Origin of the sequence: Streptomyces sp. SID5910, from assembly GCF_009862125.1 — a bacterium.
Lineage (GTDB): Bacteria > Actinomycetota > Actinomycetes > Streptomycetales > Streptomycetaceae > Streptomyces.
The window spans coordinates 1-26,692 of sequence record NZ_WWHX01000614.1 but is presented as its reverse complement, the minus strand read 5'-3'; the positions used below and the strand labels follow the sequence as shown (position 1 = coordinate 26,692).

General features: G+C 68.7%; 21 protein-coding genes and 1 tRNA gene. 16 read left to right on the top strand and 6 right to left on the bottom strand.

Annotated elements, in window-relative coordinates:
* Positions 1–86: 86 nt before the first annotated feature.
* A complete protein-coding gene (locus GTW67_RS21500) occupies positions 87–1,118 on the bottom strand; it encodes an adenosine deaminase (protein ID WP_161166433.1) in 1,032 nt (343 codons plus the stop codon).
* Positions 1,119–1,250: 132 nt separating this feature from the next.
* Entirely contained in the window at positions 1,251–2,477 is a 1,227-nt protein-coding gene (locus GTW67_RS21495) for a pyridoxal phosphate-dependent aminotransferase (protein WP_161166432.1), read from the bottom strand.
* Between the two features lie 215 nt (positions 2,478–2,692).
* Here GTW67_RS21495 and GTW67_RS21490 point away from each other — a divergent pair.
* From GTW67_RS21490 to GTW67_RS21420, 15 genes are all read left to right on the top strand, one after another.
* Positions 2,693–2,765: transfer RNA gene (locus GTW67_RS21490), tRNA-Trp, on the top strand.
* Positions 2,766–2,873: 108 nt separating this feature from the next.
* Positions 2,874–3,161 carry a preprotein translocase subunit SecE gene (gene secE, locus GTW67_RS21485; RefSeq protein WP_161166431.1) on the top strand — a complete coding sequence of 96 codons (288 nt, stop codon included), beginning with the start codon at positions 2,874–2,876 and terminating at the stop codon, positions 3,159–3,161.
* An 80-nt stretch (positions 3,162–3,241) separates the two neighbouring features.
* Complete coding sequence (nusG, locus tag GTW67_RS21480; protein WP_161166430.1) at positions 3,242–4,105, top strand: transcription termination/antitermination protein NusG; 864 nt, start codon at positions 3,242–3,244, stop codon at positions 4,103–4,105.
* 178 nt (positions 4,106–4,283) lie between these two features.
* On the top strand, positions 4,284–4,718 hold the full coding sequence (rplK, locus tag GTW67_RS21475; protein WP_003974315.1) for a 50S ribosomal protein L11: 435 nt from the start codon (positions 4,284–4,286) through the stop codon (positions 4,716–4,718).
* A gap of 80 nt (positions 4,719–4,798) precedes the next feature.
* Positions 4,799–5,524 carry a 50S ribosomal protein L1 gene (rplA, locus tag GTW67_RS21470; protein ID WP_161166429.1) on the top strand — a complete coding sequence of 242 codons (726 nt, stop codon included), beginning with the start codon at positions 4,799–4,801 and terminating at the stop codon, positions 5,522–5,524.
* Positions 5,525–5,681: 157 nt separating this feature from the next.
* The gene (locus GTW67_RS21465; RefSeq protein ID WP_161166428.1) at positions 5,682–6,470 is read left to right on the top strand and encodes an SCO4651 family lipoprotein; all 789 of its coding nucleotides are present in this window, start codon (positions 5,682–5,684) and stop codon (positions 6,468–6,470) included.
* A 308-nt stretch (positions 6,471–6,778) separates the two neighbouring features.
* Complete coding sequence (gene rplJ / locus GTW67_RS21460) at positions 6,779–7,309, top strand: 50S ribosomal protein L10 (RefSeq protein WP_003974311.1); 531 nt, start codon at positions 6,779–6,781, stop codon at positions 7,307–7,309.
* A gap of 114 nt (positions 7,310–7,423) precedes the next feature.
* Positions 7,424–7,807: a 50S ribosomal protein L7/L12 gene (rplL, locus tag GTW67_RS21455; protein ID WP_161166427.1), complete on the top strand. Its 384-nt coding sequence runs from the start codon at positions 7,424–7,426 to the stop codon at positions 7,805–7,807.
* Positions 7,808–8,386: 579 nt separating this feature from the next.
* The gene (rpoB, locus tag GTW67_RS21450) at positions 8,387–11,872 is read left to right on the top strand and encodes a DNA-directed RNA polymerase subunit beta (RefSeq protein WP_161166426.1); all 3,486 of its coding nucleotides are present in this window, start codon (positions 8,387–8,389) and stop codon (positions 11,870–11,872) included.
* Between the two features lie 98 nt (positions 11,873–11,970).
* Positions 11,971–15,870 carry a DNA-directed RNA polymerase subunit beta' gene (locus GTW67_RS21445; RefSeq protein WP_161166425.1) on the top strand — a complete coding sequence of 1,300 codons (3,900 nt, stop codon included), beginning with the start codon at positions 11,971–11,973 and terminating at the stop codon, positions 15,868–15,870.
* A 483-nt stretch (positions 15,871–16,353) separates the two neighbouring features.
* Positions 16,354–16,725: a 30S ribosomal protein S12 gene (gene rpsL, locus GTW67_RS21440; RefSeq protein WP_003948652.1), complete on the top strand. Its 372-nt coding sequence runs from the start codon at positions 16,354–16,356 to the stop codon at positions 16,723–16,725.
* 2 nt (positions 16,726–16,727) lie between these two features.
* Positions 16,728–17,198 carry a 30S ribosomal protein S7 gene (gene rpsG / locus GTW67_RS21435; protein WP_003992340.1) on the top strand — a complete coding sequence of 157 codons (471 nt, stop codon included), beginning with the start codon at positions 16,728–16,730 and terminating at the stop codon, positions 17,196–17,198.
* 39 nt (positions 17,199–17,237) lie between these two features.
* A complete protein-coding gene (gene fusA / locus GTW67_RS21430; RefSeq protein WP_161166424.1) occupies positions 17,238–19,364 on the top strand; it encodes an elongation factor G in 2,127 nt (708 codons plus the stop codon).
* A gap of 171 nt (positions 19,365–19,535) precedes the next feature.
* Positions 19,536–20,729: an elongation factor Tu gene (gene tuf / locus GTW67_RS21425; protein WP_161166423.1), complete on the top strand. Its 1,194-nt coding sequence runs from the start codon at positions 19,536–19,538 to the stop codon at positions 20,727–20,729.
* 223 nt (positions 20,730–20,952) lie between these two features.
* The gene (locus tag GTW67_RS21420; RefSeq protein ID WP_161166422.1) at positions 20,953–22,146 is read left to right on the top strand and encodes a hypothetical protein; all 1,194 of its coding nucleotides are present in this window, start codon (positions 20,953–20,955) and stop codon (positions 22,144–22,146) included.
* Positions 22,147–22,207: 61 nt separating this feature from the next.
* Here the strand turns inward: GTW67_RS21420 and GTW67_RS21415 are convergent, their stop codons facing one another.
* The 3 genes from GTW67_RS21415 to GTW67_RS21405 form a co-directional block, all read right to left on the bottom strand.
* Entirely contained in the window at positions 22,208–23,596 is a 1,389-nt protein-coding gene (locus GTW67_RS21415; protein ID WP_161166421.1) for an alpha-lytic protease prodomain-containing protein, read from the bottom strand.
* Between the two features lie 119 nt (positions 23,597–23,715).
* Positions 23,716–24,678 carry a LysR family transcriptional regulator gene (locus GTW67_RS21410; RefSeq protein WP_161166420.1) on the bottom strand — a complete coding sequence of 321 codons (963 nt, stop codon included), beginning with the start codon at positions 24,676–24,678 and terminating at the stop codon, positions 23,716–23,718.
* A gap of 91 nt (positions 24,679–24,769) precedes the next feature.
* Entirely contained in the window at positions 24,770–25,732 is a 963-nt protein-coding gene (locus GTW67_RS21405) for a helix-turn-helix transcriptional regulator (RefSeq protein ID WP_161166419.1), read from the bottom strand.
* A gap of 73 nt (positions 25,733–25,805) precedes the next feature.
* Here GTW67_RS21405 and GTW67_RS21400 point away from each other — a divergent pair, with 73 nt between their 5' ends.
* Positions 25,806–26,198: a VOC family protein gene (locus tag GTW67_RS21400; RefSeq protein ID WP_161166418.1), complete on the top strand. Its 393-nt coding sequence runs from the start codon at positions 25,806–25,808 to the stop codon at positions 26,196–26,198.
* Here GTW67_RS21400 and GTW67_RS37070 read toward each other — a convergent pair.
* Positions 26,185–26,544, bottom strand: coding sequence for a hypothetical protein (locus tag GTW67_RS37070; RefSeq protein WP_202437518.1), 360 nt, complete (start codon positions 26,542–26,544; stop codon positions 26,185–26,187). The genes GTW67_RS21400 and GTW67_RS37070 overlap by 14 nt on opposite strands.
* Positions 26,545–26,692 lie beyond the last annotated feature (148 nt).

The following is a 26,692-nucleotide window of genomic DNA, read 5'->3' as shown; positions in this document are numbered from 1 at the left end:
GGACACCCCCCGGCGCGGCCCCGACCCACCACCGGACCGAAGGCGCTACGCGCACCCCCACCCAGCAGCCACAGGCCGCCGCAGGCTCAAGCCGTGAGCCAATCGTCCACCCCCGCCAGCAGCTTCGTCTTCACGTCCTCCGGTGCCGCCGAGCCCCGTACCGACTGCCGGGCCAGTTCGGCCAGCTCCGCGTCCGTGAAGCCATGGTGCTCGCGCGCGATCTCGTACTGCGCCGCCAGCCGCGAGCCGAACAGCAGCGGATCGTCCGCGCCGAGCGCCATCGGCACCCCCGCCTCGAACAGCCTCCGCAGCGGCACGTCCTCGGGCTTCTCGTACACGCCCAGCGCCACGTTCGACGCCGGGCACACCTCGCACGTCACCTGCCGGTCCGCGAGCCGCTTCAGCAGCCGCGGATCCTCCGCCGCCCGCACGCCGTGCCCGATCCGGTCCGCCTCAAGGTCGTCCAGGCAGTCCCGCACCGACGCCGGCCCGGTCAGCTCACCCCCGTGCGGCGCCGACAGCAGCCCGCCCTCCCGCGCGATCGAGAACGCCCGGTCGAAGTCCCGGGCCATACCGCGCCGTTCGTCGTTCGACAGCCCGAAGCCGACCACGCCCCGGTCCGCGTACCGCACCGCCAGCCGGGCCAGGGTGCGCGCGTCCAGGGGGTGCTTCATCCGGTTCGCGGCGACCAGCACCCGCATCCCGATGCCGGTGTCCCGCACGGTCGTCTCCACCGCGTCCAGGATGATCTCCAGCGCCGGGATCAGCCCGCCCAGCCGCGGTGCGTACGAGGTCGGGTCCACCTGGATCTCCAGCCAGCCCGAGCCGTCCCGCACATCCTCCTCCGCGGCCTCCCGTACCAGCCGCTGGATGTCCTCCGGGGTCTGGAGGCACGACCGCGCCGCGTCGTACAGCCGCTGGAAGCGGAACCAGCCCCGCTCGTCCGTCGCCCGCAGCTTCGGCGACTCCCCCTGGCTCAGCGCCTCGGTCAGCGTCTCGGGCAGGCGCACCCCGTGCTTGTCGGCGAGCTCCAGCAGGGTCCCGGGCCGCATGGACCCGGTGAAGTGCAGGTGCAGATGGGCCTTCGGCAGGTCGGACAGATCACGTACACGCTCCATTCCGTGATCCTGCCGCACGACACGCCCGGCCCGACAGCACTTTCCCCGTACGGGCTCTTGCTCGCACAAACAAACAGCAGGGCCCCGCCTCGACACCGAGACGGGACCCTGCCGCAGAGACCTGGACGGACGTCAGTCCCTGGCCTCCGCCAGCAGCTTCTGGATCCGCGACACACCCTCGACGAGGTCCTCGTCCCCGAGCGCGTACGACAGCCGCAGATACCCGGGCGTGCCGAAGGCCTCGCCGGGCACCACCGCGACCTCGGCCTCCTCCAGGATCAGCGCGGCCAGCTCCACCGTGTCCTGCGGACGCTTGCCGCGGATCTCCTTGCCGAGCAGCTCCTTCACCGACGGGTAGGCGTAGAACGCGCCCTCCGGCTCCGGGCACAGCACGCCGTCGATCTCGTTGAGCATCCGCACGATGGTCTTGCGGCGCCGGTCGAAGGCCTCCCGCATCTTCGCCACGGCCTCCAGGTCACCGGAGACCGCCGCCAGCGCCGCCGCCTGGGCGACGTTGGACACGTTGGACGTGGCGTGCGACTGGAGGTTCGTCGCGGCCTTGATCACGTCCTTGGGGCCGATGACCCACCCGACCCGCCAGCCGGTCATCGCGTACGTCTTGGCGACACCGTTGACCACGATGCACTTGTCGCGCAGCTCGGGCAGCAGCGCGGGCAGGGACACGGAGAAGGCGTCGCCGTAGACGAGGTGCTCGTAGATCTCGTCGGTCAGCACCCACAGTCCGTGCTCGGCGGCCCACTGGCCGATCGCCTCGGTCTGGGCCTCGCTGTACACGGCACCCGTCGGGTTCGACGGCGACACGAAGAGGACGACCTTGGTCTTCTTCGTGCGCGCGGCCTCCAGCTGCTCCACGCTCACCCGGTAGCCGGTCGTCTCGTCGGCGACGACCTCGACCGGCACACCGCCGGCCAGGCGGATCGACTCGGGGTACGTCGTCCAGTACGGCGCCGGGACGATGACCTCGTCGCCCGGGTCGAGGATCGCGGCGAACGCCTCGTAGATGGCCTGCTTGCCGCCGTTGGTGACCAGGATCTGCGACGGGTCGACCTCATAGCCGGAGTCGCGCAGCGTCTTCGCGGCGATCGCGGCCTTCAGCTCGGGCAGTCCGCCGGCCGGCGTGTAGCGGTGGAACTTCGGGTTCTTGCAGGCCTCGATCGCGGCCTCGACGATGTAGTCGGGCGTCGGGAAGTCGGGCTCACCGGCGCCGAAGCCGATCACCGGTCGCCCGGCGGCCTTGAGGGCCTTGGCCTTGGCGTCCACGGCGAGGGTGGCGGACTCGGAGATCGCGCCGACTCGGGCGGAGACCCGGCGCTCGGTGGGAGGGGTTGCAGCGCTCATGGGCCCCATCGTTCCAGACCGGAAACATCACCGGCACACGGGTTTCACGGACTGAACAGCACCGGACCAAGGCCTGAACACCAGTCCGGATGTGCTTTCTGTTCGACGCCCGGCCCGTGAGCACGTACACTCTCACCTCGTTGGCCTTCGCGGCCCGTGATCACTCGGTGCACACCAAGCACTTGGGCGGATGCGGTACGTTGGGGGACGAACAAAGGGTCGTAGCTCAATTGGTAGAGCACTGGTCTCCAAAACCAGCGGTTGGGGGTTCAAGTCCCTCCGGCCCTGCTACACACACCTTCGCCAGGATGTGTGCGCATGTACGTACAGCAATGCAACGCCGTGCGGCTCAGACCGGGCGCGGCACGGCCACGACCCGGAATCAGGTGAGGACGAGTGACGGACGCCGTGGGCTCCATCGACATGCCTGATGCCCAGGACGAGGCGCCGGACTCCAAGAAGAAGCCCCGCAAGGGCGGCAAGCGGGCCAAGAAGGGCCCGCTGAAGCGCCTCGCGCTCTTCTACCGCCAGATCATCGCGGAGCTGCGCAAGGTCGTCTGGCCCAGTCGCAACCAGCTGACGACGTACACCACGGTCGTGATCATCTTCGTGGTCATCATGATCGGCCTGGTGACTCTGATTGACTATGGCTTCAGCCACGCCGCCAAGTACGTCTTCGGCTGAGCAAAGAGCGAAGGGCGCCGAGGTACCCGGCGCCCCTTTCGCGTGTTCCACCCCTATGTATCCAGGAAGAAGCAGCCACCGTGTCTGACCCGAACGTGAACGACGCCGTTGAGCCTCGCGGGGAGGCTGTCGAGTCCGTCGAGGACGAGCTCGGCATTGCCGAGGGCGCGGACAACGAGGACGCCGAGACCTCCACCGAGGTCGAGGCTGCCGACGTCGTCGTCGAGGACGAGGACGAGGCCGCTGAGGTCCTGGACGCGGACGAGACCGCGGAGGCCGAGGAGACCGAGGCCGAGGACGCGGAGGCCGCGGAGCCCGAGCCCGAGCTCGACCCGATCGAGAAGCTCCGCCAGGAGCTGCGCGTCCTGCCCGGCGAGTGGTACGTCATCCACACCTACGCCGGTTACGAGAACCGCGTGAAGACCAACCTCGAGCAGCGCGCCGTCTCGCTCAACGTCGAGGACTACATCTTCCAGGCCGAGGTGCCGCAGGAAGAGGTCGTCCAGATCAAGAACGGCGACCGCAAGACGATCCGCCAGAACAAGCTGCCGGGTTACGTCCTGGTCCGCATGGACCTGACCAACGAGTCCTGGGGTGTCGTCCGCAACACCCCCGGCGTCACCGGCTTCGTGGGCAACGCCTACGACCCGTACCCGCTGACGCTGGACGAGATCGTCAAGATGCTCGCCCCGGAGGCCGAGGAGAAGGCCGCCCGCGAGGCCGCCGAGGCCGAGGGCAAGCCGGCTCCGCAGCGCAAGGTCGAGGTCCAGGTCCTGGACTTCGAGGTCGGCGACTCGGTCACCGTCACGGACGGCCCGTTCGCCACCCTCCAGGCCACGATCAACGAGATCAACGCCGACTCGAAGAAGGTCAAGGGCCTCGTCGAGATCTTCGGCCGCGAGACCCCGGTCGAGCTGAGCTTCGACCAGATCCAGAAGAACTAGTTCTTCTCGTTCTTCTCGGACGTACGCTTCCGCGCAGGTCAGGTGGGACCCTCGGGGACCGCCTGACCTGCGCGGTTTTTGGCCGCGCATCCATACCCGTTATCGTTGTGCGGTATGCCTGTGTCCGGGTGGTTTCCCGGATGCGGGCAGGACCCGAATCGAAAGGACCCGGAGAGCTATGCCTCCCAAGAAGAAGAAGGTCACGGGGCTCATCAAGCTCCAGATCCAGGCCGGTGCCGCGAACCCGGCTCCGCCGGTCGGCCCCGCGCTGGGTCAGCACGGCGTCAACATCATGGAGTTCTGCAAGGCCTACAACGCCGCGACCGAGTCGCAGCGTGGCTGGGTCATCCCGGTGGAGATCACGGTCTACGAGGACCGCTCCTTCACCTTCATCACCAAGACCCCGCCGGCCGCGAAGATGATCCTCAAGGCCGCGGGTGTGGAGAAGGGCTCCGGCGAGCCGCACAAGACCAAGGTCGCGAAGATCACGCGTGACCAGGTCCGTGAGATCGCCACGACCAAGATGCCCGACCTCAACGCCAACGACCTGGACCAGGCGGAGAAGATCATCGCCGGTACCGCTCGTTCCATGGGCGTCACGGTCGAGGGCTGACCTCCACCCCGTAAGTCAGTAGAAGTGGCAGGGCCTGCTCGGCCCGGACCACGACTCCTCAGAAGCCAACAGGAGCAGTAGTGAGCAAGCGCAGCAAGTCTCTCCGCGCTGCGGACGCCAAGGTCGACCGGGACAAGCTCTACGCCCCGCTCGAGGCCGTCCGTCTCGCCAAGGAGACCTCCACGACCAAGTTCGACGGCACCGTCGAGGTCGCCTTCCGCCTGGGTGTCGACCCGCGCAAGGCCGACCAGATGGTCCGTGGCACCGTGAACCTCCCGCACGGCACCGGTAAGACCGCCCGGGTCCTGGTCTTCGCGACCGGTGACCGTGCCGAGGCCGCGCGTGCCGCGGGCGCCGACATCGTCGGCGCCGACGAGCTGATCGACGAGGTGTCGAAGGGCCGTCTGGACTTCGACGCCGTCGTCGCCACCCCGGACCTCATGGGCAAGGTCGGCCGCCTCGGCCGCGTGCTCGGTCCCCGTGGTCTCATGCCGAACCCCAAGACCGGCACCGTGACCCCGGACGTCGCCAAGGCTGTCAACGACATCAAGGGCGGCAAGATCGAGTTCCGCGTCGACAAGCACTCGAACCTGCACTTCATCATCGGCAAGACGTCGTTCGACGACACCAAGCTGGTGGAGAACTACGCCGCGGCGCTGGAGGAAGTCCTCCGTCTGAAGCCGTCGGCCGCCAAGGGCCGGTACATCAAGAAGGCCGCCCTGAGCACCACCATGGGCCCCGGCATCCCGCTGGACTCCAACCGCACCCGCAACCTCCTCGTCGAGGAGGACCCGGCCGCGGTCTGAGCCAACGGCTCGCCCCACCGGTTCACGGGCCCCGCACCTTCCGAGGTGCGGGGCCCGCCCCTTTTCCCGGAGGCTTCCCGGACGCTGCTTTCCCGGTACGGGAGCCGAGGGCCTGGGCTAGCGTGCGGGCAGGTGACGCGCACAGGGGTGGGACGACATGACCAGCACGACGGCACACCGTACGGCCTTCTCGATCGCGGTGACGGCCGTGCTGGCGTGCCTGACGGCCTGCATGGCCCCCGGCCCCACCGAGGACGACCCCGTCCCGGGGCCGGAGCCGCTGCGTGCCGTGGAGCGCGCCACCGGCCGGGCCGGTTCGGCGTGGGTCCGGTCCACGACCGTCGTCGGCGACGAACTGTCCCTGACGGCCGCCGGCTCCCTCAGCTGGGGCGACGGCCTCACCGGCACCCTGACGCTCACCTACACCGGCGGCACGACCGCCGACGCGATGCGCCGGCTCGGCACCACCTCGATGGAGGCCCGCTACCTGCCCGAGGCCTACTACGCGAAGATGGGCGACGCCTTCGCCGCCCGGGTAGGCGGTCGGCACTGGATCAAGTACGTGTACGCCGACCTGGAAGACCTCGGCGACGGCGCGGGCGCCGGCTTCGCGGACCGGATGCGCGACACCGCCCCGGACGAGGCGGTGAAACTGCTGCTGGCCTCCGACGACGTGCACAAGGTCGGCCGGGAGACGACGCGCGGGCGGATCACCACGCACTGGACCGGCACGGTGGGCGGCGGCACTGCACGGACCGTGGACATCTGGGTCGACGCGCAGAACCTGCTGGTGAAGAAGACCGAGCGGGGACGCACGGAGACGGGCGGCGCGCTGTCCCAGACCGCCTACTACAGCGACTACGGCGTCCACGTCCCCGTCGAGCGGCCCCCGGCCGCCGACACGGCGGACTTCAAGGAGCTGCTGAAGACGGCCGACGGCTCCTGAATCGAGGTCACCGCCCCGGTCGCCGTACGGGCGGATTTGCTTGAGACTGCCCCGTTCACGTACGCTCCTACAGAAGCCAAAGACCGCTGGTCGTTGCCGTGTGCTCGCGAGAGTCACGGTGGCCGAAGGATCCGCTGAACTGCGGACGACCCGCGCAGGTGACAGTGGATGAGCTCCCGGAGTCCGCGCCCCGTGCGCGTATGACCGGTCGAGTCACGCCCCGTGCGCCTGCGCCGGGGCGTTTCGTTTTCCCCAGACCTCCTTCGGGTCCGCGCGGTCCGAATCACCCGGAAGGAGGCCGAGGCTCTATGGCGACGCCCGAAAAGGCTGCCGCGGTTGCCGAGCTGACGGACAAGTTCCGCAGCTCCAACGCCGCCGTGCTGACCGAGTACCGCGGTCTCACCGTGGCGCAGCTCAAGACGCTGCGCCGGTCGCTCGGTGAGAACGCCCAGTACGCCGTGGTGAAGAACACGCTGACCAAGATTGCGGCCAACGAGGCCGGGATCACGCTCGACGACCAGCTCTTCGCTGGTCCGACGGCCGTCGCCTTCGTCACCGGTGACCCGGTGGAGTCGGCGAAGGGTCTGCGCGACTTCGCCAAGGACAACCCGAATCTCGTCATCAAGGGCGGTGTCCTTGACGGCAAGGCGATGTCCGCCGACGAGATCAAGAAGCTTGCGGACCTCGAGTCCCGCGAGGTTCTGCTCTCCAAGCTGGCGGGTGCCTTCAAGGGCAAGCAGTCCCAGACTGCTCAGCTCTTCCAGGCGCTCCCCTCGAAGCTCGTCCGCACCGTGGACGCGCTCCGTGCCAAGCAGGACGAGCAGGGCGGTGCCGAGTAACTCGGCTCGCTTTGCGGTTCTCGCCGCCTGAGGCGAGGGCCGACGCGGGCCTGACGTACGCCCGCCTCACCCCGTACATCCGGCACCTGCCGAATTAGTGGAAGGACCGCCATCATGGCGAAGCTCAGCCAGGAAGACCTGCTCGCCCAGTTCGAGGAGATGACCCTCATCGAGCTCTCCGAGTTCGTGAAGGCCTTCGAGGAGAAGTTCGACGTCACCGCCGCCGCCGCCGTGGCCGTCGCGGGCCCGGCCCAGGGTGGCCCGGCCGCCCCGGTCGAGGAGGAGAAGGACGAGTTCGACGTCATCCTCACCGGTGCCGGCGACAAGAAGATCCAGGTCATCAAGGTCGTGCGTGAGCTGACCTCCCTGGGTCTGAAGGAGGCCAAGGACCTCGTCGACGGCACCCCGAAGCCGGTCCTCGAGAAGGTCAACAAGGAGCAGGCCGAGAAGGCCGCCGAGTCCCTCAAGGGCGCCGGCGCCTCGGTCGAGGTCAAGTAACACCTCACAGGTCCCTCAGGGCCTGTAACGCTCAAGCGCTGAAGAGCGATCATCCATCCGGGTGGTCGCTCTTCGGCGTTCCGGGGGTCGGGCGGCGGTCGCCTTGCACGGGTGGCGGCGGAGAGTATGGTGATCTTCGTCGTGCCGTCTCCGGGAGCCTGAGATGCCTGGACGGCAGCCGGTTTGGGCAAGGGGGGCCTTGACGAACCGCACGCAGCGCGCAATTCTCAGGACGCGTCGTCACAAGGATCCGAATCCGAGGCATGGATCCACGGCGAAGAGGGCAGTATCACGGTGCGTTGAGGGCGAGGCCTTGCCGCAGGTGGTGAGGACTATGAGGAGCGGACACGGTTCAGGAAACGGGCATTGGACATCAGTGTGCCAAGTGGCTACACTGTCCCTTTGCGCTGCCTGTTAGCTGCCCCCTGCCCGTCACCAGGGGTCTGCCCTCGCCCGAGCACTGACGACCAGAGCATGTCTGACCTGGCCCTTCGGCCACAAAAGACACCCCCTGTCTCCGTGTGAGGAAGAGGGGCCGGTACGCGCGTAGTGAGTCCGAGCCCTCGGAAGGACCCCCTCTTGGCCGCCTCGCGCAATGCCTCGACCGCGAATACGAACAACGCTGCCAGCACCGCCCCGCTGCGCATCTCCTTTGCAAAGATCAAGGAGCCCCTCGAGGTTCCGAACCTTCTCGCGCTGCAAACCGAGAGCTTCGACTGGCTGCTCGGCAACGCCGCGTGGCAGGCTCGCGTCGAGTCGGCTCTGGAGTCCGGTCACGACGTCCCCACCAAGTCCGGTCTGGAAGAGATCTTCGAGGAGATCTCGCCGATCGAGGACTTCTCCGGGTCGATGTCGCTGACGTTCCGCGACCACCGTTTCGAGCCTCCGAAGAACAGCATCGACGAGTGCAAGGAGCGCGACTTCACGTACGCGGCCCCGCTCTTCGTCACCGCCGAGTTCACCAACAACGAGACCGGCGAGATCAAGTCCCAGACGGTCTTCATGGGCGACTTCCCGCTCATGACCAACAAGGGCACCTTCGTCATCAACGGCACCGAGCGTGTCGTGGTGTCCCAGCTGGTCCGTTCGCCGGGTGTCTACTTCGACTCCTCCATCGACAAGACGTCCGACAAGGACATCTTCTCGGCCAAGATCATCCCGTCCCGGGGTGCCTGGCTGGAGATGGAGATCGACAAGCGCGACATGGTCGGTGTGCGCATCGACCGCAAGCGCAAGCAGTCCGTGACCGTCCTCCTCAAGGCCCTCGGCTGGACCACCGAGCAGATCCTGGAGGAGTTCGGCGAGTACGAGTCCATGCGCGCCACCCTGGAGAAGGACCACACCCAGGGCCAGGACGACGCGCTGCTCGACATCTACCGCAAGCTGCGTCCGGGCGAGCCGCCGACCCGTGAGGCCGCGCAGACGCTGCTCGAGAACCTCTACTTCAACCCCAAGCGCTACGACCTCGCGAAGGTCGGCCGCTACAAGGTGAACAAGAAGCTCGGCGCGGACGAGCCGCTGGACGCCGGCGTGCTCACCACCGACGACGTCATCGCCACCATCAAGTACCTGGTGAAGCTGCACGCCGGTGAGACCGAGACGGTCGGCGAGTCGGGCCGGTCGATCATCGTCGAGACCGACGACATCGACCACTTCGGCAACCGCCGCATCCGCAACGTCGGCGAGCTGATCCAGAACCAGGTCCGTACGGGTCTCGCCCGTATGGAGCGCGTCGTGCGCGAGCGCATGACCACCCAGGACGTTGAGGCGATCACGCCGCAGACCCTGATCAACATCCGGCCGGTCGTCGCCTCCATCAAGGAGTTCTTCGGCACCAGCCAGCTGTCCCAGTTCATGGACCAGAACAACCCGCTGTCGGGGCTGACGCACAAGCGTCGTCTGAACGCCCTCGGCCCGGGTGGTCTCTCCCGTGAGCGGGCCGGCTTCGAGGTCCGCGACGTTCACCCGTCGCACTACGGCCGCATGTGCCCGATCGAGACGCCCGAAGGCCCGAACATCGGTCTGATCGGCTCGCTCGCCTCGTACGGCCGCATCAACCCGTTCGGCTTCATCGAGACGCCGTACCGCAAGGTCGTCGACGGCCGGGTCACCGACGACGTCGACTACCTGACCGCCGACGAGGAGGACCGCTTCGTCATCGCGCAGGCCAACGCGCCGCTGACGGACGAGTTCCACTTCGCCGAGAACCGCGTCCTGGTCCGCCGCCGTGGCGGAGAGGTCGACTACGTCCCCGGGGACGACGTCGACTACATGGACGTCTCGCCGCGCCAGATGGTGTCGGTCGCGACGGCCATGATCCCGTTCCTCGAGCACGACGACGCCAACCGTGCCCTCATGGGCGCGAACATGATGCGTCAGGCCGTGCCGCTCATCAAGAGCGAGTCGCCGCTCGTCGGCACCGGCATGGAGTACCGCTCCGCGGTCGACGCCGGCGACGTGGTCAAGGCCGAGAAGGCGGGTGTGGTCCAGGAGGTCTCCGCGGACTACATCACCACCACCAACGACGACGGCACGTACATCACGTACCGCCTGGCCAAGTTCTCCCGGTCCAACCAGGGAACCTCGGTCAACCAGAAGGTCATCGTCAGCGAGGGCGACCGGATCATCGAGGGCCAGGTCCTGGCCGACGGTCCGGCCACCGAGAACGGCGAGATGGCGCTCGGCAAGAACCTGCTGGTCGCCTTCATGCCGTGGGAGGGTCACAACTACGAGGACGCGATCATCCTGTCGCAGCGCCTCGTGCAGGACGACGTCCTCTCCTCGATCCACATCGAGGAGCACGAGGTCGACGCCCGTGACACCAAGCTCGGCCCCGAGGAGATCACCCGGGACATCCCGAACGTCTCCGAGGAGGTCCTCGCCGACCTCGACGAGCGCGGCATCATCCGCATCGGTGCCGACGTCGTCGCCGGTGACATCCTCGTCGGCAAGGTCACGCCCAAGGGTGAGACCGAGCTGACGCCCGAGGAGCGCCTGCTGCGCGCGATCTTCGGCGAGAAGGCCCGTGAGGTCCGTGACACCTCGCTGAAGGTGCCGCACGGCGAGATCGGCAAGGTCATCGGCGTCCGCGTCTTCGACCGCGAGGAGGGCGACGAGCTTCCCCCCGGTGTGAACCAGCTGGTGCGCGTGTACGTGGCGCAGAAGCGCAAGATCACCGACGGTGACAAGCTCGCCGGCCGTCACGGCAACAAGGGCGTCATCTCGAAGATCCTGCCGATCGAGGACATGCCGTTCCTGGAGGACGGCACCCCGGTCGACATCATCCTCAACCCGCTGGGCGTGCCGTCCCGAATGAACCCGGGACAGGTCCTGGAGATCCACCTCGGCTGGCTCGCCAGCCGCGGCTGGGACGTCTCCGGCCTCGCGGACGACTGGGCGCAGCGCCTCCAGGTGATCGGCGCCGACCAGGTCGAGCCCGGCACCAACGTCGCCACCCCGGTGTTCGACGGTGCGCGCGAGGACGAGCTGGCGGGTCTGCTCCAGCACACCATCCCGAACCGCGACGGCGAGCGGATGGTGCAGCCGACCGGCAAGGCCCGGCTGTTCGACGGCCGCTCCGGTGAGCCGTTCCCGGACCCGATCTCCATCGGGTACATGTACATCCTCAAGCTGCACCACCTGGTCGACGACAAGCTGCACGCCCGCTCGACCGGTCCGTACTCGATGATCACCCAGCAGCCGCTGGGTGGTAAGGCCCAGTTCGGTGGCCAGCGCTTCGGTGAGATGGAGGTGTGGGCGCTGGAGGCTTACGGCGCCGCGTACGCCCTCCAGGAGCTGCTGACCATCAAGTCCGACGACGTCACCGGCCGCGTGAAGGTCTACGAGGCCATCGTCAAGGGCGAGAACATCCCTGAGCCCGGCATCCCCGAGTCCTTCAAGGTGCTCATCAAGGAGATGCAGTCCCTGTGCCTCAACGTGGAGGTGCTGTCCTCGGACGGCATGTCCATCGAGATGCGCGACACCGACGAGGACGTCTTCCGCGCTGCGGAGGAGCTCGGCATCGACCTGTCCCGGCGCGAGCCGAGCAGCGTCGAAGAGGTCTGACGGGAGTTTCGGCGGGCCTTGAGCGATCAAGGCCCGCCGGCCCCAGGACCCCCGATTCAGACCCCAAGACTTACAACCCTGAGAGGGATTGACGCATAGTGCTCGACGTCAACTTCTTCGACGAGCTCCGGATCGGTCTGGCCACCGCTGACGACATCCGTCAGTGGAGCCACGGCGAGGTCAAGAAGCCCGAGACCATCAACTACCGCACCCTCAAGCCCGAGAAGGACGGACTCTTCTGCGAGAAGATCTTCGGTCCGACCCGGGACTGGGAGTGCTACTGCGGCAAGTACAAGCGCGTCCGCTTCAAGGGCATCATCTGTGAGCGCTGTGGCGTCGAGGTCACGCGCGCCAAGGTGCGCCGTGAGCGGATGGGCCACATCGAGCTGGCCGCTCCCGTCACCCACATCTGGTACTTCAAGGGCGTCCCGTCGCGTCTGGGCTACCTGCTCGACCTGGCGCCGAAGGACCTCGAGAAGGTCATCTACTTCGCCGCGTACATGATCACGTTCGTGGACGAGGAGCGCCGGACGCGCGACCTGCCGTCGCTGGAGGCCCACGTCTCCGTCGAGCGTCAGCAGATCGAGAACCGTCGCGACTCCGACCTGGAGAACCGCGCCAAGAAGCTCGAGACGGACCTCGCCGAGCTGGAGGCCGAGGGCGCCAAGGCCGACGTGCGCCGCAAGGTGCGCGAGGGTGCCGAGCGTGAGATGAAGCAGCTGCGCGACCGTGCGCAGCGCGAGATCGACCGCCTCGACGAGGTGTGGAACCGGTTCAAGAACCTCAAGGTCCAGGACCTAGAGGGCGACGAGCTGCTCTACCGCGAGCTGCGCGACCGCTTCGGCACCTACTTCGACGGCTCGATGGGCGCCGCCGCGCTCCAGAAGCGCCTGGAGTCCTTCGACCTCGACGAGGAGGCCGAGCGCCTCCGCGAGATCATCCGCACCGGCAAGGGGCAGAAGAAGACCCGTGCGCTCAAGCGCCTCAAGGTCGTCTCCGCGTTCCTCCAGACCAGCAACAGCCCCAAGGGCATGGTGCTGGACTGCGTGCCGGTCATCCCGCCGGACCTGCGTCCGATGGTGCAGCTGGACGGTGGCCGCTTCGCGACCTCCGACCTGAACGACCTGTACCGCCGTGTCATCAACCGCAACAACCGCCTGAAGCGGCTTCTCGACCTCGGTGCGCCCGAGATCATCGTGAACAACGAGAAGCGCATGCTCCAGGAGGCCGTGGACGCCCTCTTCGACAACGGTCGTCGCGGTCGCCCGGTCACCGGTCCCGGCAACCGCCCGCTGAAGTCCCTGAGCGACATGCTCAAGGGCAAGCAGGGCCGTTTCCGTCAGAACCTGCTCGGCAAGCGAGTCGACTACTCGGCGCGTTCCGTCATCGTCGTCGGCCCGCAGCTGAAGCTGCACCAGTGCGGTCTGCCCAAGGCCATGGCGCTGGAGCTCTTCAAGCCGTTCGTGATGAAGCGCCTGGTCGACCTGAACCACGCGCAGAACATCAAGAGCGCCAAGCGCATGGTCGAGCGCGGCCGCACGGTCGTGTACGACGTGCTGGAAGAGGTCATCGCGGAGCACCCGGTTCTGCTGAACCGTGCGCCCACGCTGCACCGCCTCGGCATCCAGGCCTTCGAGCCGCAGCTGGTCGAGGGCAAGGCCATCCAGATCCACCCGCTCGTCTGCACCGCGTTCAACGCGGACTTCGACGGTGACCAGATGGCCGTCCACCTGCCGCTCTCCGCGGAGGCGCAGGCCGAGGCCCGCATCCTGATGCTGTCCTCGAACAACATCCTGAAGCCGGCCGACGGCCGTCCGGTGACGATGCCGACCCAGGACATGGTCCTCGGTCTGTTCTTCCTCACCACCGACGGCGAGGGCCGCGACCTCAAGGGCGAGGGCCGTGCCTTCGGTTCCGCCGCCGAGGCGATCATGGCGTTCGACGCGGGCGACCTGTCGCTCCAGTCGAAGGTCGACATCCGCTTCCCGGTGGGCACCATCCCGCCCCGCGGCTGGGAGCCTCCGGCCCGCGAGGAGGGGGAGCCGGAGTGGCAGCAGGGTGACACCTTCACCCTGCGGACCACGCTGGGCCGCGCGCTCTTCAACGAGCTGCTGCCCGAGGACTACCCGTTCGTCGACTACGAGGTCGGCAAGAAGCAGCTCTCCGAGATCGTCAACGACCTCGCCGAGCGCTACCCGAAGGTCATCGTGGCGGCGACGCTCGACAACCTGAAGGCGGCCGGCTTCTTCTGGGCGACCCGTTCCGGTGTCACCGTGGCCATCTCCGACGTCGTCGTTCCCGAGGCGAAGAAGGAGATCGTCAAGGGCTACGAGGCGCAGGACGAGAAGGTCCAGAAGCAGTACGAGCGCGGTCTGATCACCAAGGACGAGCGCACGCAGGAGCTCATCGCGATCTGGACCAAGGCGACCAACGAGGTCGCCGAGGCGATGAACGACAACTTCCCGAAGACCAACCCGATCTTCATGATGGTGAACTCGGGCGCACGAGGCAACATGATGCAGATGCGTCAGATCGCCGGTATGCGTGGTCTGGTGTCGAACGCGAAGAACGAGACGATCCCGCGTCCGATCAAGGCGTCGTTCCGTGAGGGCCTGTCCGTGCTGGAGTACTTCATCTCCACGCACGGTGCCCGTAAGGGTCTGGCGGACACCGCTCTGCGTACCGCCGACTCGGGTTACCTCACGCGTCGTCTGGTCGACGTCTCCCAGGACGTCATCATCCGCGAGGAGGACTGCGGCACCGAGCGCGGTCTGAAGCTGCGGATCGCCGAGCGCGACGCCGACGGCGTGCTGCGCAAGGCCGAGGACGTCGAGACCAGCGTGTACGCCCGCATGCTCGCCGAGGACGTCGTCATCGACGGCAAGGTGATCGCGCCGGCCAACGTCGACCTCGGTGACGTGCTCATCGACCAGCTGGTGCACCACGGTGTCGAGGAGGTCAAGACCCGCTCGATCCTGACCTGCGAGTCCCAGGTCGGCACCTGCGCCATGTGCTACGGCCGCTCGCTGGCCACCGGCAAGCTGGTCGACATCGGTGAGGCGGTCGGCATCATCGCCGCCCAGTCCATCGGTGAGCCCGGTACCCAGCTGACGATGCGTACCTTCCACACCGGTGGTGTGGCCGGTGACGACATCACCCAGGGTCTGCCCCGTGTGGTCGAGCTCTTCGAGGCCCGTACCCCGAAGGGTGTCGCCCCGATCTCCGAGGCCTCCGGCCGCGTGCGGATCGAGGAGACCGAGAAGACCAAGAAGCTCGTCGTCACCCCGGACGACGGCAGTGACGAGACGGCTTACCCGATCTCGAAGCGTGCCCGTCTGCTCGTGGGCGAGGGCGACCACGTCGAGGTGGGCCAGAAGCTCACCGTGGGTGCCACCAACCCGCACGACGTGCTGCGCATCCTGGGTCAGCGTGCCGTCCAGGTCCACCTGGTCGGCGAGGTCCAGAAGGTCTACAACTCGCAGGGCGTGTCGATCCACGACAAGCACATCGAGATCATCATCCGGCAGATGCTGCGCCGTGTGACGATCATCGAGTCCGGCGACGCCGAGCTGCTGCCCGGCGAGCTGGTCGAGCGGTCGAAGTTCGAGACCGAGAACCGTCGTGTGGTCCAGGAGGGCGGTCACCCGGCCTCCGGTCGTCCGCAGCTGATGGGTATCACCAAGGCCTCGCTGGCGACGGAGTCCTGGCTGTCGGCCGCCTCCTTCCAGGAGACGACCCGAGTGCTGACGGACGCGGCGATCAACGCCAAGTCCGACAGCCTCATCGGCCTCAAGGAGAACGTCATCATCGGTAAGCTCATCCCGGCCGGTACGGGTCTGTCCCGCTACCGCAACATCCGGGTCGAGCCGACCGAGGAGGCCAAGGCCGCGATGTACTCGGCCGTCGGCTACGACGACATCGACTACTCGCCGTTCGGCACGGGCTCCGGCCAGGCCGTTCCGCTGGAGGACTACGACTACGGTCCGTACAACCAGTAAGCGAGCAGCTTGATACGCCCGAAGGGCGGTCACCCCGCGAGGGGTGGCCGCCCTTCGGCGTGCCGGGCCGGCCCCGCAGGGCGGCTGACGCGCGGTGTGGCGCCCCGCGGGCCGGGGGTCGGTGCGGATTCCGTCGCCGGGGGAGCCGGGGCCGTACAGGGTCGTCCAGGACGCCCCCGCAAGAGGGCCGTAAGAGGGGCCGCGGGGATCGGGTGAAAGTCGGGCGAGACGGGTGGTGGTGTGGGTCTCGCCCATTTGTTTTGACCGCAGCGAATGCGATAGGTACGCTCAGACCTTGTGCCTGGGGTGTGCCCTGGCCTTCGTGCGTGCCTTCAACCGCACCGGGGGCCGTGAGCAGCCACCGCAAATCGCGTCTCTTTCCGTCCTTGCGGCGAGGGTCCGCGGCTTCGACACACCCGACCGCGTGGGTCGGTGACGTTCCAGGTTAGCTTCACCATTCGGCACACAGAAACCGGAGAAGTAGTGCCTACGATCCAGCAGCTGGTCCGTAAGGGCCGGCAGGACAAGGTCGAGAAGAACAAGACGCCCGCACTCGAGGGTTCGCCCCAGCGTCGTGGCGTCTGCACGCGTGTGTTCACGACCACCCCGAAGAAGCCGAACTCGGCCCTGCGTAAGGTCGCGCGTGTGCGTCTGACCAGCGGTATCGAGGTCACTGCTTACATTCCGGGTGAGGGACACAACCTGCAGGAGCACTCCATCGTGCTCGTGCGCGGCGGCCGTGTGAAGGACCTGCCGGGTGTTCGCTACAAGATCATCCGCGGCTCGCTCGACACCCAGGGTGTCAAGAACCGCAAGCAGGCCCGCAGCCGCTACGGCGCCAAGAAGGAGAAGTAAGAATGCCTCGTAAGGGCCCCGCCCCGAAGCGCCCGGTCATCATCGACCCGGTCTACGGTTCTCCTCTGGTGACCTCCCTGATCAACAAGGTGCTGCTGAACGGCAAGCGCTCCACCGCCGAGCGCATCGTGTACGGCGCCATGGAGGGTCTGCGTGAGAAGACGGGCAACGACCCGATCATCACGCTGAAGCGCGCGCTCGAGAACATCAAGCCGACCCTCGAGGTCAAGTCCCGCCGTGTCGGTGGCGCCACCTACCAGGTGCCGATCGAGGTCAAGCCCGGTCGCGCCAACACCCTCGCGCTGCGCTGGCTCGTCGGTTACTCCCGCGCCCGTCGCGAGAAGACCATGACCGAGCGGCTGCTCAACGAGCTCCTCGACGCCTCCAACGGCCTGGGTGCCGCTGTGAAGAAGCGCGAGGACACGCACAAGATGGCCGAGTCCAACAAGGCCTTCGCGCACTACCGCTGGTAGTCGCTACCCACATCGAGACCGAGAGAAGACTGAAGCCTTATGGCTACCACTTCACTTGACCTGGCCAAGGTCCGCAACATCGGGATCATGGCCCACATCGACGCGGGCAAGACGACCACCACCGAGCGGATCCTGTTCTACACCGGTGTGTCGTACAAGATCGGTGAGGTCCACGACGGCGCTGCCACCATGGACTGGATGGAGCAGGAGCAGGAGCGTGGCATCACGATCACGTCTGCTGCGACCACCTGTCACTGGCCGCTCGAGGACAACGACTACACGATCAACATCATCGACACCCCGGGGCACGTCGACTTCACCGTCGAGGTGGAGCGTTCCCTGCGTGTGCTCGACGGTGCCGTGACCGTGTTCGACGGTGTCGCCGGTGTCGAGCCGCAGTCCGAGACGGTGTGGCGTCAGGCCGACCGTTACGGCGTCCCGCGCATCTGCTTCGTCAACAAGCTGGACCGTACCGGCGCCGAGTTCCACCGCTGCGTGGACATGATCTCGGACCGCCTGGGCGCCCAGCCGCTCGTCATGCAGCTCCCGATCGGCGCCGAGGCCGACTTCAAGGGCGTCGTGGACCTGGTCCGCATGAAGGCGCTCGTGTGGTCCGCCGAGGCTGCCAAGGGCGAGATGTACGACGTCGTCGACATCCCCGACACGCACACCGAGGCCGCCGAGGAGTGGCGCGGGAAGCTGGTCGAGGCCGTCGCCGAGAACGACGAAGAGATCATGGAGCTGTTCCTGGAGGGCCAGGAGCCCACCGAGGAGCAGCTGTACGCCGCGGTCCGTCGTATCACCATCGCCTCCGGCAAGTCCGAGGACACCACGGTCACCCCGGTGTTCTGCGGCACCGCGTTCAAGAACAAGGGCGTCCAGCCCCTGCTCGACGCGGTCGTGCGCTACCTGCCGACCCCGCTCGACGTCGAGGCCATCGAGGGCCACGACGTCAAGGACCCCGAGGTCGTCGTCACGCGCAAGCCGTCGGAGGAGGAGCCGCTCGCCGCGCTCGCCTTCAAGATCATGAGCGACCCGCACCTCGGCAAGCTCACCTTCGTCCGGGTCTACTCGGGCCGCCTCCAGTCCGGCACCGCGGTGCTGAACTCGGTCAAGGGCAAGAAGGAGCGCATCGGCAAGATCTACCGCATGCACGCGAACAAGCGTGAGGAGATCGAGTCGGTGGGCGCCGGCGACATCGTCGCCGTCATGGGCCTGAAGCAGACCACCACGGGTGAGACGCTGTCCGACGACAAGAGCCCGGTGATCCTGGAGTCCATGGACTTCCCGGCGCCGGTCATCCAGGTCGCCATCGAGCCCAAGTCGAAGGGCGACCAGGAGAAGCTCGGCGTCGCGATCCAGCGGCTGGCCGAGGAGGACCCGTCCTTCCAGGTTCACACGAACGAGGAGACGGGCCAGACCATCATCGGTGGTATGGGCGAGCTGCACCTCGAGGTGCTGGTCGACCGTATGCGCCGTGAGTTCAAGGTCGAGGCCAACGTCGGCAAGCCGCAGGTCGCCTACCGCGAGACGATCCGCAAGGCCGTCGAGCGCGTGGACTACACCCACAAGAAGCAGACCGGTGGTACCGGTCAGTTCGCCAAGGTGCAGATCGCGATCGAGCCGATCGAGGGCGGCGACGCCTCGTACGAGTTCGTGAACAAGGTGACCGGTGGCCGCATCCCGAAGGAGTACATCCCTTCGGTCGACGCCGGTGCGCAGGAGGCCATGCAGTTCGGCATCCTGGCCGGCTACGAGATGACGGGCGTCCGCGTCACGCTCATCGACGGTGGCTACCACGAGGTCGACTCCTCCGAGCTCGCGTTCAAGATCGCCGGTTCGCAGGCCTTCAAGGAGGCCGCGCGCAAGGCCTCGCCCGTGCTCCTGGAGCCGATGATGGCCGTCGAGGTCACCACGCCCGAGGACTACATGGGTGAGGTCATCGGCGACATCAACTCCCGCCGTGGCCAGATCCAGGCCATGGAGGAGCGTGCGGGCGCCCGCGTCGTCAAGGGCCTCGTGCCCCTGTCGGAGATGTTCGGCTACGTCGGCGACCTCCGCAGCAAGACGTCGGGTCGCGCAAGCTACTCGATGCAGTTCGACTCCTACGCCGAGGTTCCCCGGAACGTCGCCGAGGAGATCATCGCGAAGGCCAAGGGCGAGTAACCCGGTCCGCGTTCAACGGACCGCGTTCACACGCTTTAGGCTTGACCCCGGAGCCTGCAAGGGGCATTCCACCGCCAACCCGGCGGAATGCCCCCTGGCCCGGGTTTCCCAGCAAAGATCACCTGGCGCCGATGAGTAAGGCGTACAGAACCACTCCACAGGAGGACCCCAGTGGCGAAGGCGAAGTTCGAGCGGACTAAGCCGCACGTCAACATCGGCACCATCGGTCACATCGACCACGGTAAGACGACCCTCACGGCCGCCATTACCAAGGTGCTGCACGACGCGTACCCGGACCTGAACGAGGCCTCGGCCTTCGACCAGATCGACAAGGCTCCCGAAGAGCGCCAGCGCGGTATCACCATCTCCATCGCGCACGTCGAGTACCAGACGGAGACGCGTCACTACGCCCACGTCGACTGCCCCGGTCACGCGGACTACATCAAGAACATGATCACGGGTGCGGCGCAGATGGACGGCGCCATCCTCGTGGTCGCCGCCACCGACGGCCCGATGCCGCAGACCAAGGAGCACGTGCTCCTGGCCCGCCAGGTCGGCGTTCCGTACATCGTCGTCGCCCTGAACAAGGCCGACATGGTGGACGACGAGGAGATCCTGGAGCTCGTCGAGCTCGAGGTGCGTGAGCTCCTCTCCGAGTACGAGTTCCCGGGCGACGACGTTCCCGTCGTCAAGGTCTCCGCTCTGAAGGCCCTTGAGGGCGACAAGGAGTGGGGCAACTCGGTCCTCGAGCTCATGAAGGCCGTGGACGAGGCCATCCCGGAGCCCGAGCGTGACGTCGACAAGCCGTTCCTGATGCCGATCGAGGACGTCTTCACCATCACCGGTCGCGGTACGGTCGTCACCGGCCGCATCGAGCGTGGTGTCCTCAAGGTCAACGAGACCGTCGACATCATCGGCATCAAGACCGAGAAGACCACCACCACGGTCACCGGCATCGAGATGTTCCGGAAGCTCCTCGACGAGGGCCAGGCCGGTGAGAACGTCGGTCTGCTGCTTCGCGGCATCAAGCGCGAGGACGTCGAGCGCGGCCAGGTCATCATCAAGCCGGGCTCGGTCACCCCGCACACCGAGTTCGAGGCGCAGGCCTACATCCTGTCCAAGGACGAGGGTGGCCGCCACACGCCGTTCTTCAACAACTACCGTCCGCAGTTCTACTTCCGTACGACGGACGTGACCGGCGTCGTGACCCTCCCCGAGGGCACCGAGATGGTCATGCCGGGTGACAACACCGAGATGAAGGTGGAGCTCATCCAGCCCGTCGCCATGGAAGAGGGCCTGAAGTTCGCCATCCGCGAGGGTGGCCGGACCGTGGGCGCCGGCCAGGTCACCAAGATCAACAAGTAAGCTCCGCTTGCTTGTTGGGTCGACTGACCTGACCAGGGCTTGATGCCTGAGAGGACCCGTACGACTTCGGTCGTGCGGGTCCTTTCGCATGTCCGCCCGTGCCGTCTGTCGGTACCGGTTGGATCACGGCTCGCGCACACATCTGTGGGCGAGCTGTGAAGATCGGGAACACTGGTTCGATCACCGACCGGCGCGATGGCGCCGCGACCACGAGAGCGAGCCCGTGAGCACTGTTCCGCCCCCCGAGCGTCCCGACGACCGGGAACCGCAGCCGTCTCCCTCCGACGAGCAGCTGGACGCCTTCCTGCGGAATGCCGCGGACGGCGGTGGCGACGCGGCGCCCAAGGAGCCGTCGGCGCGGGCGCGGATGGTGACGGAGCGGCTGCGGGCGCAGGACGAGGCGGCGGCCTCCGGCGGCCGGCGGTGGGGGCGGAAGAAGCCGGCGCCGCCCGCGCAGCCGCCGGGGTGGCGGACGGGGCCGGCGTGGCAGGAGATGAACGGTGGCCGTAGTCGCCGGCGTCAGATCAAGTCGGCCGTCGGGGTGCTGGTGGCCGTCGCGGTCGCCGTGCTCGTCGTGAAGCCGTCGCTGGTGTTCGACGGGATACCCGAGGAGCCGTTGGCGGCCGCCGAGCCGCAGCTGCCTGCGGAGACGGCGCCGCCCACGGCCGCGCCCGGCGGTGCCGCCCTGCCCGAGGAGCCCACCCACGAGCGCCCGTTCCTGGGCTCACCGGCGGAGCGCTGGGCGGAGGGCGCGGGTGCCATCGAGCTGCCTCCGGCGAGGGCGACGGGCGGGATGAGCAAGGCCGACGTGGAGCTGGGGCTGCGCCGCACGAAGAGCTTCCTCGTCGCGAGCAACATCGACCCCGCGGTGCTGCGCGGGGCCCGGCCCGAGCAGGCCCTGGCCCTGCTGGACCCCGAGCAGACGGACGTGTACTCCCTGTTCTCGCGCGCGCTGCGCGAGCCGAGCGAGAAGTACGACCCCCTGACGCTCTTCACCCGCTTCGATCCCGACGAGGTGCGTCTGGTCGGCCCGGTCGTGAAGGTGCGCGGGCATATGAAGGTGGAAGCCGGCGATGATCCGGGGCTGTTCCGTGTGCACGCCGACTACACCTTCGTCTATCCGCTGGCGAAGGCCGGCGAGGGCGGCGGCCATGTGGAACGCACCATCGTCCGCCGCCAGATCACCGTCGAGTTCGCGGACCCGGAACACTATGAGGGCACCGCGGGGAAGCTCTGGGTGAACAGCTACGCGGTGGACAGCTTCAACGACTCCTGCGGGGTGTACGACGGCTACTTCCACCCGGAGTTCCCCGACACGGTGACGGGGGACCTGCCCACCGGGGCGGTTGTGGACCCCTATGACCGCACGGCGCCGGTGGGCGAAGGCACGGGATGCCGCGAGGTGATCCGTACCTGAACGCGTGAACGGGCCCGGGCGCTCTCCCGTTGCGCGCCCGGGCCCTGCTTGGGGCAGCGGGTCAGACGCGCTGCCACAGGGCGGGGACGTTCGACGGTTCCCAGCCCGGCTGGGCCTGGTGGCCCTGGAGGCAGCGGTACGTGGCGCCGCCGTACGTCACCGTGTCGCCCGGCTGGTAGACCGTGCCGGCCGCCCAGGTGCCGCCGCCCGGCGGGGGCTCCTCGGGGCCGCCGCCGGACGTCTTCAGGGTGAGCCCGTAGTTCGTCAGCAGTGGGTTGATCGGCTGGAAGAAGGTCTCGCCGCCGCTGGTGCAGTTGCCGGAGCCGCCCGAGGTGACGCCCTGCGCCTGGCTGCCGGAGATGTACGAGCCGCCGGAGTCGCCGGGCTCGGCGCACACCGTGGTGCGGGTGACGCCGGAGACGGTGCCCTCCTGGTAGGTGACGCTGGTGTTGAGCTGCTGGACGGTGCCGCAGTGCCAGCCGGTCGTGGAGCCGGAGCGGCAGACGGACGCGCCGACCGTGGCCTGCGTGGAGCCCGCGACCTGGACGTTCTGGCCGCCGGCGCCGTTGACGTACGGGGTCGCCGTCCAGCTGGAGTTGGCCGCCACCCACGCCATGTCGCGGCCCGGGAAGACCGAGCCCTGGAAGGTGCCCTGGGCGACCCGGTTGGCGCCGCTCGTGCTGTAGCCGGCCTGGCCGCAGTGACCGGCGGTGGCGAAGCCCTGCTGGATGCCCTTGGTGACCGGGAAGCCGATCGAGCAGCGGCCGCTGTTGTTGATGTAGTACGCCTCGCCGCCCCGCAGGTCGTAGAAGGTGCGGGGGCGTTCGGTGCGGGGCGTGACGCGGGTGAGGGACCGGTCGACCCCGGCGGCGGCCAGCAGCGTACGGGCGGCCGCGGGGCGTACGGCCTCCACGACGAGGGTGTTGGTGCGCGTGTCGACGTACCAGACGGGCGCGTCGGCGGTGTCGCGGCCGGCCGCCGCCCGGTCCAGGCGGGCCTTGGCCGCGTCCAGGTCGGCCAGTGAGTGGCGTACGACCTTCGCCTCGGCGCCCTGGGCCTCGATCGCGGGGACGTCGCGCGCGTCGGTGGTGGCCACGGTCAGGGTGCCGGACTCGGTGCCCCGTACCCAGGCGCCCGCGAAGTCGGTGCCGAGCGCGGCCCGCAGCCGGCCCGCCACGGCGCCCGCCTCGGCCTCGTTCGCCAGGCGCCGCTGGGCCTGCTGCCGGTCCAGGCCGAGGTCGCGCCGCATGGCGTTCAGCAGGGCGGGCGGGGCGGCGTCGGTGCGGAGGGTCTGCGCCGCTGAGGGCGCCGACGGCTCGGCGGCGTCGGCCGTCCGGGCGCTCGCGGAGCCGCTGAGCCCGGCCACGAGCAGGGCGGCCGTCGCCGCGAGGGCGGCACCCGCGGCTCTGGCCCTGGTGTGCCGCCGGGGCACGGAGGACAGGGAGGACATGGGGAACTCCTCGGTCTCGGTGGGGAGGTGCCGAAACCGTAGGGAGGGCGGGCCGGTGGGCAGTAGACACCGGTCGGCCCTCTCCCCGGCGTTATGGAACGCGCGCGGGGCCGGGCGGCTCAGCCCACCGCCGCCGCGTCCCCGTGCGCCGCGAGCCACGCGGTGTAGCTGTCGCTGCCCGCGGCCACGCCCGCGTGGGCGATGCGGGCCTGGGCGAGGACGGTGGCGGCGGTGTCCTGCCGTTGCGTGCCCGTGTGCCAGCCGAGGAGGTGCCGCCAGGCCAGGGGCGTGCCGGTGAGCGGCCGGGTGACGATGCCGGGCGTGGTCGGGAACGTGGCGCGGCACAGGCCGACCGCCCGGCCCACCTGCACGAGGTGCACCACGGAGGCGGTGTCCGTCTCGTACATGCGGTGCGGGGTGAACCCGGCGCGGGCGCAGGACGCGGTGAAGCAGTCGCCGAAGCAGCCGTCGCCGGGCACGCAGGCCCACTCCTCGCCGGCCAGCTCGGTCAGGTCCACCTCCGGGCGGTGGGCGAGCGGGTGGCCGTCGGGCATCATCACGAACACCGGGTCCACGGCGACCTCCCGCCACACCAGCCCGTCCCCGCCGGGCGGGGCGGCCGACCCGCAGGTCCCGGCGAGGGCGAAGTCGAGCCGGCCCTCGACGAGCTGCTCGGCCAGTTCCCGTTCCGACCAGGACGTGCAGGTCGTCATCCGGGCGTCCGGCGCGACGCCGGCCAGCCGGTCGACCAGGGCGCCCAGTAGGGGGCCGTGGGTGCCGCCGAGCCGCAGCCGTTCCGCGCTGCGCGGGGCCGCGCGGGCGAACCGGGCCGCCTCCTGCTGGAGTTCGGTGACGGCGGGCAGCACGATGCGGCTGCGCTCCAGCACGAGTTCGCCCAGCGCGGTGGCCCGTACGCCGTGTCGGCCGCGCTCGAACAGGGCACCGCCCAGGGCGCGTTCGATCCGCTTGAGCTGTGCGCTCAACGCGGGCTGCGCGAGCCCCAGCACCGTGGCCGCCCTGGTGAGGCTCCCGGCGTCGGCGATGGCCCGGACCGTCTTGAGATGCCGCAACTCCAGCTCCATGAGGGGAGCTTGCGACGGGGGAGTGGCGGGGGCAAGGGGTTGGTTCGGACCATTGTTGAGAGCTGTCCTTCCGGCCGGGCGGTCAGCGCTGTCATGACTCCACGTCCGTGTTGTCCGCGACGAGCTCCCGCGCCCGCCGTACCAGCGCCTCTCGGACGGAGTCCGGGGTGAGGACTCGCAGCGGGGTGCCCAGGCCGAGCAGGTACGTGGCCAGGCCCTCGGGGGTGGGGCCGCCGATCTCCACGAGCGTGGTGTCGGGGGTCTCGGCGCGGTGGGTGCCGATGGTGGAGGGGATGAGGCGCAGGGCCTGGTCGAGCGGCACCGGGAGGCGGATCGTGGCCCGTAGCGGGTAGGGACCGGTGGCGGTGTTGCGGGAGACGAGCAGTGCCGGGTCGGGCGGGTCGGTGATCTCCGTCGGGCGTCCGGTGGGCTGGAGGTGCTGGACGCGGTCGGCGCGGAAGGTGCGCCAGCGGTCCCGTTCCACGTCGCGGGCGACGAGGTACCAGCGGCGTCCGGTGTGGACGAGGCGGTACGGGTCGACGTCCCGGACCGTGGCCCGTCCCTCCCAGTCGCGGTACGACAGCCGGGCGCGCTCGTCCCGGCGGCAGGCGGCGGCCAGCTCAAGGAGCATGCCGGGCGGGACCTGCGGCTCGGTGGTCCTCGGGGTGTGGACGAAGGCGGCGTCCATGTCGCCCAGCCGGTCCGCGACCCGGCGGGGCAGCACCTGCCGCAGCTTCAGCAGCGCCGACAGGGCGGCCTGGTCACCGCCGAGGGCCCCGCTCAGCGCGGCCTCCCGCAGCCCGACGGCGACGGCGAGTGCCTCCTCGTCGTCCAGGATCAGCGGCGGCGTACGCGTGCCGGGGCGCAGGCGGTAGCCGCCCCAGGGGCCCGGGTCGGAGTCGACGGTGTAGCCGAGCTCCCGCAGCCGGGCGATGTCCCGGCGCACCGTCCGTTCGGTGACCTCGATGCGCGCGGCCAGCTCGCCGCAGGTCCAGGCGGGTCGGACGGCCAGGAGGGAGACCAGCCGCAGCAGGCGGGCGGACGTACTCAGCATGCCGACGAAGTTTTCCACACGGGCCGCATGACCAGGACCGAAGCTGTCCTGGTCGCGTCCTACGGTGCCTCTCATGACGACAACGGAGAACACCTCGGCACCGGCCTTCCGCTACTCGGCCGTCACCTTCGACTGCTCCGACCCCGCGGCGATGGCGCACTTCTGGGGCGAGGCCCTCGGCCTGCCCGTCGCCTTCAGCACCGACGACTTCTACCTCCTCGGCGGCAAGGACGGCGCGGCCGGCCTCGGCTTCAACCGCCTCGCCGACTACCGCCGGCCCACCTGGCCGGACCCCGCGCAGGAGAAGCAGGCCCACATCGACCTCGGCACGGACGACCTGGACGCGGCGGAGGCCCGGCTGCTGGCCCTGGGCGCCACGAAGCCGGACTTCCAGCCGGACCCGGACCGGTGGCGGGTGCTGCTGGACCCGGCGGGGCATCCGTTCTGCGTGTCTACGGTGGCGTGACAGGGGGCCGCGTGTGTCCACGGCCGTGCAGGTACTGCGCCTCGGCCGCTCTGACCAGTTCGGCGGCCTTGTGTTCCACCCGGGTGAGGAAGGCGGGCGGGGCAGTGCGGGCGGCTTCCTCCGCGCCGAAGGCGTACTCCCAGGACCAGCTCAAGCCTGTACAGCCTTCATCGCCTCGTCCAGTACGGGACTGCCACTCCACGGCCTTGGCGAACGCCTCGTCCTTGGTCCGCTGCATCTCCGGCAGCCGTCCGGGATCAACGGCCGCGAGCGCGGCCCGCAGAGCGTCCGGCGTCTGCTCGGGGCGGGGAACCAGCCCGTGTCCGTGGTCGGCCTGCGTGCTCATGGAGTCCTCCCGGGAGTGCACTGGCCAGAGTAGTCGTCCGGGGCGGTCGAGGAACCGGGGCGCAAGCATTGAGCTCTGTTTCTCCTGGTCAGATGGCGTGGCTCGGCGTTGGGCGGCAGTCATGGCACAGGCCCGGCTCCGGGGCCCG

What these genes read in the sequence shown, in the direction of transcription:
- rplK (WP_003974315.1), top strand. Translation starts at nt 4,284, where the DNA reads ATGCCTCCCAAGAAGAAGAAGGTCACGGGGCTCATCAAGCTCCAGATC.
- rpsG (WP_003992340.1), top strand. Translation starts at nt 16,728, where the DNA reads ATGCCTCGTAAGGGCCCCGCCCCGAAGCGCCCGGTCATCATCGACCCG.
- rplJ (WP_003974311.1), top strand. Translation starts at nt 6,779, where the DNA reads ATGGCGACGCCCGAAAAGGCTGCCGCGGTTGCCGAGCTGACGGACAAG.
- GTW67_RS37070 (WP_202437518.1), bottom strand. Translation starts at nt 26,544, where the DNA reads ATGAGCACGCAGGCCGACCACGGACACGGGCTGGTTCCCCGCCCCGAG.
- GTW67_RS21495 (WP_161166432.1), bottom strand. Translation starts at nt 2,477, where the DNA reads ATGAGCGCTGCAACCCCTCCCACCGAGCGCCGGGTCTCCGCCCGAGTC.
- GTW67_RS21500 (WP_161166433.1), bottom strand. Translation starts at nt 1,118, where the DNA reads ATGGAGCGTGTACGTGATCTGTCCGACCTGCCGAAGGCCCATCTGCAC.
- GTW67_RS21465 (WP_161166428.1), top strand. Translation starts at nt 5,682, where the DNA reads ATGACCAGCACGACGGCACACCGTACGGCCTTCTCGATCGCGGTGACG.
- GTW67_RS21405 (WP_161166419.1), bottom strand. Translation starts at nt 25,732, where the DNA reads ATGCTGAGTACGTCCGCCCGCCTGCTGCGGCTGGTCTCCCTCCTGGCC.
- rplL (WP_161166427.1), top strand. Translation starts at nt 7,424, where the DNA reads ATGGCGAAGCTCAGCCAGGAAGACCTGCTCGCCCAGTTCGAGGAGATG.
- GTW67_RS21410 (WP_161166420.1), bottom strand. Translation starts at nt 24,678, where the DNA reads ATGGAGCTGGAGTTGCGGCATCTCAAGACGGTCCGGGCCATCGCCGAC.
- GTW67_RS21400 (WP_161166418.1), top strand. Translation starts at nt 25,806, where the DNA reads ATGACGACAACGGAGAACACCTCGGCACCGGCCTTCCGCTACTCGGCC.
- fusA (WP_161166424.1), top strand. Translation starts at nt 17,238, where the DNA reads ATGGCTACCACTTCACTTGACCTGGCCAAGGTCCGCAACATCGGGATC.
- GTW67_RS21415 (WP_161166421.1), bottom strand. Translation starts at nt 23,596, where the DNA reads ATGTCCTCCCTGTCCTCCGTGCCCCGGCGGCACACCAGGGCCAGAGCC.